General features: G+C 67.2%; 13 protein-coding genes. 7 read left to right on the forward strand and 6 right to left on the reverse strand.

Translation table 11 applies throughout. The features are described 5' to 3' along the window. Positions 1-3: 3 nt before the first annotated feature. The 7 genes from coxB to ABNQ40_RS03680 all read left to right on the forward strand — a co-directional run bounded on the left by coxB (position 4) and on the right by ABNQ40_RS03680 (position 5,013). The gene (gene coxB / locus ABNQ40_RS03650; RefSeq protein ID WP_109047364.1) at positions 4-963 is read left to right on the forward strand and encodes a cytochrome c oxidase subunit II; all 960 of its coding nucleotides are present in this window, start codon (positions 4-6) and stop codon (positions 961-963) included. Beyond that, positions 960-2,603, forward strand: a complete 1,644-nt coding sequence (ctaD, locus tag ABNQ40_RS03655) for a cytochrome c oxidase subunit I (protein WP_109047363.1) — start codon at positions 960-962, stop codon at positions 2,601-2,603. Before coxB ends, ctaD begins: the two co-directional genes overlap by 4 nt. Beyond that, positions 2,596-3,264 carry a cytochrome c oxidase subunit 3 family protein gene (locus ABNQ40_RS03660; protein ID WP_109047362.1) on the forward strand — a complete coding sequence of 223 codons (669 nt, stop codon included), beginning with the start codon at positions 2,596-2,598 and terminating at the stop codon, positions 3,262-3,264. Before ctaD ends, ABNQ40_RS03660 begins: the two co-directional genes overlap by 8 nt. Continuing rightward, the gene (locus ABNQ40_RS03665) at positions 3,261-3,605 is read left to right on the forward strand and encodes a cytochrome C oxidase subunit IV family protein (RefSeq protein WP_109047361.1); all 345 of its coding nucleotides are present in this window, start codon (positions 3,261-3,263) and stop codon (positions 3,603-3,605) included. The genes ABNQ40_RS03660 and ABNQ40_RS03665 overlap by 4 nt, the downstream gene beginning before the upstream one ends. Before the next feature lie 44 nt (positions 3,606-3,649). Then, positions 3,650-4,123 carry a hypothetical protein gene (locus tag ABNQ40_RS03670; RefSeq protein WP_109047360.1) on the forward strand — a complete coding sequence of 158 codons (474 nt, stop codon included), beginning with the start codon at positions 3,650-3,652 and terminating at the stop codon, positions 4,121-4,123. A gap of 196 nt (positions 4,124-4,319) precedes the next feature. Continuing rightward, positions 4,320-4,514: a hypothetical protein gene (locus ABNQ40_RS03675; protein WP_098736911.1), complete on the forward strand. Its 195-nt coding sequence runs from the start codon at positions 4,320-4,322 to the stop codon at positions 4,512-4,514. A 154-nt stretch (positions 4,515-4,668) separates the two neighbouring features. After that, positions 4,669-5,013, forward strand: coding sequence for a hypothetical protein (locus ABNQ40_RS03680; RefSeq protein WP_109047359.1), 345 nt, complete (start codon positions 4,669-4,671; stop codon positions 5,011-5,013). Positions 5,014-5,020: 7 nt separating this feature from the next. Here ABNQ40_RS03680 and ABNQ40_RS03685 read toward each other — a convergent pair whose 3' ends face one another. From ABNQ40_RS03685 to ABNQ40_RS03710, 6 genes are read right to left on the reverse strand one after another with little or no spacing between them, the layout of a single operon-like run. Next, positions 5,021-5,845, reverse strand: a complete 825-nt coding sequence (locus tag ABNQ40_RS03685; RefSeq protein ID WP_109047358.1) for a quinoprotein dehydrogenase-associated SoxYZ-like carrier — start codon at positions 5,843-5,845, stop codon at positions 5,021-5,023. An 11-nt stretch (positions 5,846-5,856) separates the two neighbouring features. Beyond that, a complete protein-coding gene (locus ABNQ40_RS03690; protein ID WP_247879474.1) occupies positions 5,857-6,783 on the reverse strand; it encodes a quinoprotein relay system zinc metallohydrolase 2 in 927 nt (308 codons plus the stop codon). Beyond that, positions 6,780-7,646: a triphosphoribosyl-dephospho-CoA synthase gene (locus tag ABNQ40_RS03695; protein WP_109047357.1), complete on the reverse strand. Its 867-nt coding sequence runs from the start codon at positions 7,644-7,646 to the stop codon at positions 6,780-6,782. The genes ABNQ40_RS03690 and ABNQ40_RS03695 overlap by 4 nt, the downstream gene beginning before the upstream one ends. Then, positions 7,643-8,632 carry a methenyltetrahydromethanopterin cyclohydrolase gene (gene mch / locus ABNQ40_RS03700; protein ID WP_109490642.1) on the reverse strand — a complete coding sequence of 330 codons (990 nt, stop codon included), beginning with the start codon at positions 8,630-8,632 and terminating at the stop codon, positions 7,643-7,645. The genes ABNQ40_RS03695 and mch overlap by 4 nt, the downstream gene beginning before the upstream one ends. Continuing rightward, entirely contained in the window at positions 8,632-9,537 is a 906-nt protein-coding gene (locus ABNQ40_RS03705; protein ID WP_109047356.1) for an NAD(P)-dependent methylenetetrahydromethanopterin dehydrogenase, read from the reverse strand. Before ABNQ40_RS03705 ends, mch begins: the two co-directional genes overlap by 1 nt. A gap of 42 nt (positions 9,538-9,579) precedes the next feature. Beyond that, positions 9,580-10,596, reverse strand: a complete 1,017-nt coding sequence (locus tag ABNQ40_RS03710; RefSeq protein WP_109490641.1) for a beta-ribofuranosylaminobenzene 5'-phosphate synthase family protein — start codon at positions 10,594-10,596, stop codon at positions 9,580-9,582. Between the last annotated feature and the right edge of the window lie 271 nt (positions 10,597-10,867).

A 10,867-nucleotide genomic window follows, 5' to 3' on the forward strand; every position in this document is an offset into this window, starting at 1 on the left:
GCGATGGGAAGCCTGCAACTCCTCCCGCCCAGCGCGTCGGCCCATGCCGCGGACATGGACTGGCTGTTCGCCGCCCTGCTGGGGGTCAGCGCCTTCATCCTGCTGTTGGTCTTCGGGCTGATGATCCTGTTCTGCGTCCGCTACCGGAAGGGCAGCAGGGTGGAGCGCGGCAACCGGCTGGGCCGCACCTGGAGGGTCGAGGTCGCCTGGACCGGCCTGACCTTCGCCGCCTTCCTCGTCCTCTATTTCTGGGGAGCGAACCTCTATGTCCGCATCCACAGCCCGCCCAGTGACGCCACCGACATCTATGTCGTCGGCAAGCAGTGGATGTGGAAGATCGAGCATCCCGGCGGTCAGCGCGAGATCGACACACTGCATGTCCAAGTCGGCAGGCCGGTGCGGCTGGTGCTGACCTCCCAGGATGTGATCCACGACTTCGCCATCCCCGCCTTCCGCATCCGCCAGGACGCCGTCCCCGGCCGGTACGAGACGCTGTGGTTCACCCCGACGGAGGTCGGCGAATACCGGCTGTTCTGCGCGGAGTTCTGCGGCACCTGGCACGCGCGGATGGGCGGCACGGTCGTGGTGATGGAGCCGTCCGACTTCCAGCGCTGGCTGGACAGCCAGGATCCCGGACCCAGCCTGGCGCAGGAGGGGGAGGCGCTGTTCCGCAGCTACGGTTGCAGCGGCTGCCATGGCGGCGCCGGCACCGTCCACGCGCCGAAGCTGGAGGGACTGTTCGGCCGCCCGGTGCCGCTGGAGGGCGGGCGCACCGTCATCGCCGACGACCGCTATCTCCGCGATTCGATCCTGATGCCGAAGGCGGAGATCGCCGCCGGCTATCCCCCGGTCATGCCGTCCTTCGCCGGGCAGATCGGCGAGGACGATCTGTTGAAGCTCGTCGCCTACATCAAATCGCTTGCCGACAAAACGGCCGACAGCGCGGAAAGGCCTGCTCCATGACGACCGCAACCGTGACCGGCAAACCGGAAGAACCCGTCGTCGCGACAAAGAACTACCTGACGGAGGGCGGCGTCACGCTGCGCTCCTGGCTGCTGACCAGGGACCACAAGCGGATCGCCATCCTCTACACCCTGTCGATCACCTTCTTCTTCTTCGTCGGGGGGGCGGCGGCGACGCTGATCCGGCTCAATCTGGTGACGCCGCCGGGCATCTTCACGCCGGACATCTACAACCGGCTGTTTACGCTGCATGGCGTGATCATGGTCTGGTTCTTCCTGATCCCGTCGATCCCCAACACCATGGGCAATTTCCTGATCCCGCTGATGATCGGCGCCAAGGATTTGGCCTTTCCGCGCCTGAACCTGCTCAGCTGGTATCTGTATGTCGGTGCCGGTTTCCTGGCGCTGTTCGCCATCCTGATCGGCGGGGTCGATACCGGGTGGACCTTCTACACGCCGTTTTCTTCGCTCTATTCCAACGGCTATGTGGTGCTGGCGCTGGCCGCCGTGCTCGCGGTGGGATTCTCGTCGATCCTGACCGGGCTGAACTTCATCGTCACCACCCACCGCATGCGGGCACCGGGGATGACGTGGTACCGGTTGCCGGTGTTCGTCTGGTCGAACTACGCCACCTCCGTCATCATGGTGCTGGCGACGCCCGTGCTGGCGATCACGCTGATACTGGTGGCGGCGGAACGGCTGCTGAAAGTGGGCATCTTCGACCCGGCGCTGGGCGGCGACCCGCTGCTGTTCCAGCACTTGTTCTGGTTCTACTCCCACCCCGCGGTCTACATCATGATCCTGCCGGGCTTCGGCGTGATCAGCGAGATCGTGCCCTGTTTTGCCCGCAAGCCACTGTTCGGCTACAAGTTCGTGGTGTGGTCGAGCATCGCCATCTCGATCATCGGCTTCTTCGTTTGGGCGCACCACATGTTCGTCGCCGGCATCTCGCTCTATGCCGGGCTGGTCTTCTCTCTGCTCAGCTACGTCATCGCGGTGCCGTCGGCGATCAAGGTGTTCAACTGGACCGCCACGCTGCACAAAGGCTGGATCAGCTTCGACGCCCCCATGCTGTATGCCCTGGGCTTCATCGGGCTGTTCACCATCGGCGGGCTGACCGGGCTGTTCGTCGCCAACCTTGCCTTCGACGTGCATGTCACCGACACCTATTTCGTCGTGGCGCATTTCCACTACATCATGGTCGGCGGCATGGTCAGCGCTTACTTTGGCGGACTGCACTACTGGTGGCCGAAAGTGACCGGGCGGCTTTATCCCGAATGGTGGGCGCGCATCGCGGCATTGCTGATCTTCTTCGGCTTCAACCTGACCTTCTTCCCGCAGTTCATCCTGGGCTATCTGGGGATGGAGCGGCGTTACTATTCCTACCCGCCGGAATTCCAGGCCTGGAACATCTTCTCGTCGGCCGGGGCGTCGGTGCTGGCGGTCGGCTATGCCCTGCCCTTCTTCTATCTCGGCTGGTCGCTGTTCCGCGGCAAGCGGGCGGGCGCCAACCCCTGGGCGGCAACCGGGCTGGAGTGGCAGACTCCCTCCCCTCCCCCAACCAACAATTTCGACCGGACGCCGACCGTCACCCGACCGCCCTACCAGTACCGGCCGGAACCGGAGCCGCAGGATGTCTGACGCAGCGCCCGCTTCCCAAAGCGTTCCCCAGCCGGATCCGCAATACGCGACGGCGGAGCAGCAGGCGGAGGCCGCCAGCTTCGGCATGTGGGTGTTCCTGGCGACGGAGGTCCTGTTCTTCGGCGGCATGCTGCTGGCCTACACATGGCTGCGCGCCAGCCATCCGGACGGCGTGGCGGAAGCCGGACGCCATACCAAGGTCGTCATCGGATCGGTCAACACGCTGGTGTTGCTGACCAGCAGCTTCACCATGGCCTGGGCCGTCCATGCCGCGGAGCAGGGCCGGGGGAAGGCGTTGACCCGGCTGTTGGTTGCCACGGCGCTGCTGGGGCTGCTGTTCCTGGGGCTGAAGGGCTACGAGTACCACGGCGAATGGACCGAGCATCTGGTCCCGGGGCTGAATTTCCATCAGGACGGTCCGCATGCCCGGACCATCGAGCTGTTCTATTTCCTCTATTTCCTGATGACCGGGCTGCACGGCATCCATGTCACCATCGGCGTCGTCCTGATCGCACTGCTGGCAGTGCGGGCACGGCGCGGCGCCTTTTCGGCGCGTTACCACACGCCGGTGGAGGTGACGGGCCTGTACTGGCACTTCGTGGACATCGTCTGGATCTTCCTCTACCCGCTGATCTATCTGGTCGGGCGGAGCGGCCCATGACGACAAGGGCGATGGGACTTCCGCGCGCCTATCTGTTCACCTGGGCGGCGCTGGTGGGGCTGCTGGCGGCGACGCTGGCCCTTGCCTATGTGCCGATGCCGGGTCCGCTGAACCTCGTGCTGGCGCTGGGCATCTCGGCGGCGAAGGCGCTTCTGGTGCTGGCGCTGTTCATGAAGCTGTTCCGCGCCCCGGCGCTGACCCGTGCCGCAGCGGCGGCCGGACTGTTCTGGCTGACGGTCCTGTTCGCTCTGTCGGCCACCGATTATCTGACCCGCAAGGTTGAACCCGCTGGCGACCTGTCGGCACCGACCGGCCGGGAATACCAGCAGGGCGACCGCTGAACGCCTTGCGGGAACAGTCTTGCCGGAACGAGGAGTCAGACGCCATGCACTCGGACGCCACCAGCCGGCTTGTCGATGCCGTGGTCCGCACCCGCCGGATGCTGGAAGCCGCAAGGCGCAACACGGCCGGGCATTTCGGCGAGGGCGACCGCAATCGCCGCAAGCTCGCGGTGCTGACGGACATCCGCGACCTGCACAGCCGCATCATCCGGCCCATCGTCCTGTCCCGGCAGCAAATCGTCCACGATGCCGGCACCGTGTGGTTCCAGGAGGACATCGGTCTCGTCCACGAGATGCCGCGCGCCATCGTGCATTTCACCTCCCTCGACAGCGCCGAGGATGCACCCCGCGCGTACATGACCATCCATGTCGGAGAGGACGGCACGACCTCCGTTTCGGAAAACTTCCTGACGCCGGTGAAGACCACGGACGTGCGGAGCTGCCGGCTGGACGATCTCGACAGCGAAACGGTCGCGCTGATGATCGACCGGTTCCTCGCCAAGACAATGCAGGGGTAGGTGGGGGACCGCACCGGGACGATGGGCTGCCCCGCCTTGTTAAGGCAAAATTGGTTTTCCATAAGCCATGCTTGACTCCTGCACAGATTTTGTGTGCAGTGCAGCATAATTCCCGCTCATGAACCTGGACGGCCGCCCGCCGGATCGAGGCGCCCAACCGAGGTCGCTCCCCCACTCCATCACGGCTGGAGTTGTCATGATCGAGTTGATCTTCGTGGTTTGCCTTGTTTCCAGTCCGGACCGCTGCACCGTCGAACGCCCACAATTCCAGGAGCCGTTCGTCAACGCGATGGCCTGTTCGCGCACCGGCCTGTTCCGGGCCGCCGAATGGGCGGAGCAGCACCCGAAATACACCGTGCGCCGCTGGAAGTGCGAACCGCGCCAGATCTGACCTCACAGGATCCGGCGATACCATCGCATCTCCTCGAAAGAGGCCCACCTCTTTTGAGCCCCCCAAATCCATCCGTATCCATGATTGTTATATATGGCAATCATTGATGATCCATGGGCACAGACCCATGGACAGGGATGGAAGGGGTTTGGGCATGCCTGTTCGCATCGCGTTCATCCTTGCCGCGGCATTGCTGTCGGCTGCTCCGGCAGCCGCCAGCCCGGCCAACGACTACCCCACGGCGGCGCGGGCCGATTACGTGATCGCCTGCATGGCGTCGAACGGGCAGTCGCACATCGTCATGGAGAAATGCGCGTGCAGCATCGACGCCATCGCCGACCGCATCACCTATGACGACTACACCGCCATCGAGACGGTGAAGGTGATGGCCGACCAGCCGGGCGAGCGGGCCGGAATCTTCCGCAGCTCCGGATGGGCCAAGGACCTGATGGACCGTTTCCGCCAGGCCCAGGTTGCCGCTGACCGCCAGTGCTTCTGAGGGAAGGCTACAGCGCCGGATCGCCCTTGGCGGCAGTGGTCGTCAAAGGAACGCTGTGGGTGAAGGTGGCGCCCTTGGTGTCCTGCGCGACCACCTCCAGGCTGCCGCCCCCGGTGGGCAGGAAGCTGAATCTCAGGTTCGGATCCTCGCTGATGGAAATGTCGGTGTCCGCCTCCAGCACCGTCTGGCCGCCGGCGCGGATGACGATCGACTGGATGTAATGGGCGGGGATGTAGGTGCGGCTGACCTGATCGAACTGAAGCCCGCTGCTGTTGGGGTGGCTGACCATGACCTGGGCAGTGGCGGGACTGCCGGGGGACAGCGTTTCCGGAAGCTTCACCTTGATGCGGCCGAGACGCGCCATCGCCTCCTGCGGGTCCTTGACGGCCGGGGCGGAGCAGCCGCCGGCGGCCTTCACGTAGACCGCCGTCATCAGCAAACGGCCGTCCTGCGTCTCGCCCACAGCATGGAGGTTCGTGTATTCGTTGACGCGCACGCGGGTCTCGATTCCGCTGCCGGCACTGGCCGGGCCGAAGCGGAAGGTGGCGGCCAGCGGCACCGGGTTCTTGTCGACCAGAAGGGACAGCGACCTCAGGCGAAGCGACGGCTGCACCTCGATCCGCACCGGGACCAGGGCCGCGTCATGGGCGCGGGCCGGCGCGTCGATGCGAATGAGGGCGCCCGCCTCCTCGACCGGACGGTCCTTGAAATACATGTCGTGCAGAATGTCCCAGCGCGCGGCATCCTCCGCCGCATCGGTGGCGGCAAGACCCGGCGTGGACAGGACGATCAGGAGGCCGGCCAGCAGCCCCATCGGCGGATATCGCATCATCGCTCCCGCTCCTATTCCCATTCCAGTTCGGCGAAGGTCGCCGTGACGTTGCGCGGGTTGTATGCATCGAACAACAGCCAGCGCTCCCGTTCCTCCTCCGCCACATGGGCGACGGCATCCTGGATGCCGCCACCCGCCTTCAGCACCCGGCGCACACCCTCCACCAGCACCGTCAGGTAGCGCCGCTGGGCATCCAGCGCTCCCGGCCAAGCCACGCGGGCCGGCCCATGGCCGGGAACGGCACGCACCGCCGGCACCCGCTCCAGCCGGTCGATCACGCGAAGCCAGCCCATGGCATTGCCGTCGACCGCCGGGACATGGTCGACGAACAGCAGGTCGCCCGTGAACAGCGTTCCCGTCTTGCGGTCGAAGACGGTCAGGTCGTTGTTGGTGTGCGCGGTCGGATAGGCGGTCAACACAAGGATGCGGTTGCCCAGGTCGACCCGCACCTCTTCCGCCACCGGCCGATCCACCCGGACCGGGGCGATCCCGGCCGCCGCTCCGGCACCCAGCTCCTCTGTCAGCCGTTGACGGTAGACCTCCTGGCGGGCGGCCAGCGCGTCGCGCAGGTTGGCATGGCCGGCGATGGGCACGCCGGCGAAGGCGGTGTTGCCGAAGACATGGTCGGGGTGCATGTGGGTGTTGATGACGATGACCGGTTTCCTGTCGGTCCGCGCCGCAATGGCCTCGCGCAGACGCACCCCCAACTCCGGCGTGCCGCCGGTGTCGATGACCGCGGCGAAGCTGTCGCCGACGATGAAGCCCATGTTGGCCGTGTCTCCAGCGTTGTCCGGCGCTGGCTCGGCGATGGCCCCCTGGTGGACGAAGACCCCGGGCGCCACCTCCGTCATGACCAGCGGTTCCGCCGACGCAGGCAGAGCTGCCGTGAGGAGGCATAGCGCAGCGCCGCCGACGTTGAGGCCGATGGTGGTCCTCATGTCCGTGTGCCTTTGCGGTCAGCATCCCGGTCCTCCAGACGATGGGCGAAGAGGCTGGCGACGGTCAGGTCGGCGGAGGTGCCAGGGTTGATGCCCTGCCATTTCAGGCGCGCATCGAAGACGAACAGATGCTCCCGCCGGATGGCAGCCGAGGATACCGCAGCGACCTGCCGGCGTACCTCGCGGGCTTCGGACAGCACGGCCGTGGCGCGATCCTCCCCATGCTTGCGCAGGACATGGCTGTCGGGAAAGGCGGTCAGGAACTCCAGATAAATCGCTTCTGCGAGCGTGACGGCGTCGCTGTCCGGCATCGACCGGGCGCGGGCGACGCCGATGTCGAAGACATCCCGAAAGCCGTCGGCATATTGGGCGGCAATGCGGTCGCGCGACCGGGCCACCACCATGGCGGTGCGCAGATCCACGCTCACCGGGCCGGCGACGTCATGCTCCGCGGCACGACCCAGCCCGCCGGGCGATGCGAGGCGGATCGCCTCGAAGGCTGCCTCGGCATCCTCCACCGTCAGCGTTGCCAGCACGATGGGCAGCCCGTCGCGCAGTGGGCGTGCCCCCGAAACGCCAGCCGCCATTTCGGCAGCGCGGGCCAGCGGGGCGCACAGCAGCAGGATACCCAGGTTGGTGTTGCAGCCAACCACCGAGCGGGTGGCCTGGACCGCCCGCAGGATGCGTTCCCCGACCGGGGCGCCGGTGCGAGCGATCTCCGGTGCCGCGGCCTCCGCCGACAGAAGGAAGTCTTCTACCGTCATGCCATGGCCGGCGGCATGCACATGGACGTTGCCGGGCTTCAGCGCCATCACCTCGGCCCGGCAAACAGCCATGAACAGCTCCGCAGTCGCAGCGCTCATCCACCTGTTCCTGCAAAGGACCGGTCGAGCATGTCCGAAGCAAGATGCCCGCCGTGGAAGCTGCGGCCGCTGTCGAGTGCGGTGACCACCACGCGCGCCGGAGCGAACAGCAGCGGGTCGATGGCGTAGAAGTCCTTGTTCACCGCCGCGAACACCTCGGCGAAAGGGCGGCCGTAATCGCGGGACTCCGTGCTGGGCAGGCGTTTCGCCAGATCGGCGGCGGCATCGTCGGGTCCGGTGACGAACAGCTGGACGGTGCCGCCGAACAGGATGGCGTCGTTGGTCCGCCCCATCGCCTCGACGAAGCCCTTGCCGGGCGGCGGCAACGGGGCGACGCCGATGCCATCGGCGACATGCCCCAGCGGAAAGCCCAATGCGTGCACCTTGTGCATGGCGACTTCCAGCACGCGGGCGACGATCTGCACCGTGCCGGCGAGGCTGGCCGTCGGCGTCAGCACCAGCGTCAGCCGTTCCGCCGCCACCCCGCACCCGGCGGCAATCCGTTCGACCAGCGGCGCCGGCGGGACGGTGCCGCTTTCCAGCACCAGCACCGCATGGTCGCCGCTGTCCGTGTAGCCCAGCTCGTCGAACAGCGGTTCCTTGCCGGCGAGTGCACGGCCGGGACCGGAACCGAGCGCGAAGAAGGAACCCCCCTCGTCTTTGTGCGACAGGCTCCAGCCGGCATATTGGCTGCCAAGGCAGGCCAGCACCGGGTCGGTGCTGTGCACCGCCACCTGGAAGGGCCAGCGGTCCGACCGGGTATCAGCCTGGAGCGTCACCCGGCCGAGACCGCCCATGCACAGTTCGGCGATGCGGCGTCCGGCCTCCAGCCCGCCAGGATGGGCGATCCCGCCATCGACGATGGTGGCGCCGGCCACGCGGTCGATGCCGAGCCGCAACCGCACCGCATCGGCGATCAGAGCGGCGGCGAGCGGAGCGGACAGGGCCGACAGGCTGGGGCGCCCGATCATCGCACGTTGCGTCATCATTTGCCCTTTCCGGCGATGGTCCGCGCCGCGTCCATCGCATCCTGGAAATCGAAGGCGACGGCGGTGCCACCGGTCTGCATCCGCTCCAGCAGATGGTGCTGGACCTTGAACTTGACGTTGCCGATGGCGAGAGCGCCGATGCCGACCGCATTCGGTTGGGCAGGCAAGGGAGCACCGTCGTCCTGCACGCCGACACCGTCCACTCCGGCCGGCGGCACGGCGTTGATGTCGGCGACGACGCGCAGACACTTGGCCGCGCGCAAATCGTCGGCGCTCAGCACGGTCACCCCCGCCTTGCCGCAGGCCAGAACGACCTCCGCCCGCTCCATCAGCGCCGCCTTGCCGCCGGTCGATGTGTCGGCGCAAGACAGCGTGACGCCATAACGCCGGCCGAACTCCTCCGCCTTGCCCTGCACGGCCGACACGCCGCGGTGGCTGACCAGGGTGACGTTGCCGCCGGCCTGAGCGGCGATCAGTCCGGCGATGCCGCCGACGACGCCGGTGGCACCATAGACCTGGACATCCAGACCGGTCAGGCTCTCCACCCCCAGCCGACGCAGTGCGCGCTCGACCGCGGCGACCATGGCGGCGGCTGTGGTGAAGGCGCCCGACGGGTCGGCGAAGACCGAGATCCGGAAGGGCGGGAACATCGCCTTGCACGCCACGTCCAGCATGTCCAGCGCCAGCGCCGCATCGCGCCCGCCGATGAACAGGCCGGTACGCACCGCGTTCTTCGGATCGCGGGAGAACATGGCGTCCTGCGTCAGCGCCTCGACCTGCGCGGTCTCGATGCCGGTGTAGGGCACCACCGTGTCGATGCCGGCATCCACGGCCATGTTGACGTCGAACGGGCTGACATTCGCCAGCGGCGTGATCATGTGCAGCACATAAGGGGCGCCCATGCCTGTCTCCCTCCGGTCAGTCTCCCGGGTCAATCTTCCGGATCACTCTCCGGCTACCCGCCGTATCGCGGGCGTGAAGTCCGCCTCGGCGGACAGGTTCCGCACCGTCGCACCGACATTCCGCCCACGGCAGACCATCACCTCCAGCGGTGAACCGGTCCAGCACGTGCGCATCTCGCCGGCCAGCCGCTCCGCCTGTCGGGCATCGCCGATGACGGCGAATCCGGTCGGTCCCCAGCTGCTCTGGCCGACCCCGGCGATCCCCTGCGCCTCCAGCCAGGCCAGCGCCTCGGCCACCAGGGGGCTGGTGAAGCGGCCGCCCTGGGCGGGCGCGAAATGGTCGCCGACCGTGCGCTGAAGCTCGCCGATGGCCTGTCCGAACCGGTCGACATCGCCCTCGGCCAGCGCCGGCAGGGCGACCATCAGCATCAGCCGGCACAGATGCGCCGCAGCGTCGGGCGGAAAGGGCGGCAACCGGCGGAATGCCTCGGCCTCCGGCGCACCGTGCAGGCCGTGGCCGCCGCGATGGAGCAGGAGCAGGATGCGCCACTCCTCCGGAAACGGCGCCCGCGCGATCACCGGCGGCGCGGCGTCGAGCCCGCCCCGCCCGCCGTCCAGCAGCACCCCGCCCTGCTCGAAGGCCGCCAGCCCGATGCCGGACCGGGCCCCCCGCTCCAGCGCGCGGGCCAGATCGCGGGCAGCCGTGCCGCGCCCCTCCAAGCAAACCAGCGCCGCGGCGACGGCGAGGTCCGTCTGGGTGCCGGAGCCCAGCCCGACATGGGGCGGGATCGCCTCCTCCACCGTCACCGTGACGGCGTCGGGCAATCCGGCTTCGCGCCCAAGCCGTTCGATGCTGCGGCGGACACGCTCGGCCGATGGACCGCTGACGGTCAGCCGGTCGGCGGGCCGGACACGCAGGGCGATGGCCGGGCGGTCGATGGCGATGCCGAGACTGCCGAAGCGGCGCCCCAGCCCACCGTTCAGATCGACGAAGCCGGCATGCAGGCGCGCAGGCGCACGGACCCACACCTCCCCTATCCGATTGCGCTGGTGGCTCATCTGCATTCCCTTTGCGCGGGTCATCGCACAATGTTAGCGTTACGAACAAAATTGTCCGTAGCGCGAACGAGTATCCACGCGCGGTAGCCCGAACGGGGCAAGACATATCCAGGGAGGAAACCGGGCATGAAGCGGATGCTTTGCCTGTCGGGGACCGACCATGCCCAAGAATCGGACTCTCAACGTTGGGACCGATGCTTGGGCGGAACGTGGCGAAGATCGCCAGCGTCCTTGAATTCGGCTTGAATTCTTCGGTCTGACTTCGTTCTTC

Origin of the sequence: Azospirillum sp. A23, from assembly GCF_042938965.1 — a bacterium.
Taxonomy (GTDB): Bacteria; Pseudomonadota; Alphaproteobacteria; order Azospirillales; family Azospirillaceae; genus Azospirillum; species Azospirillum melinis.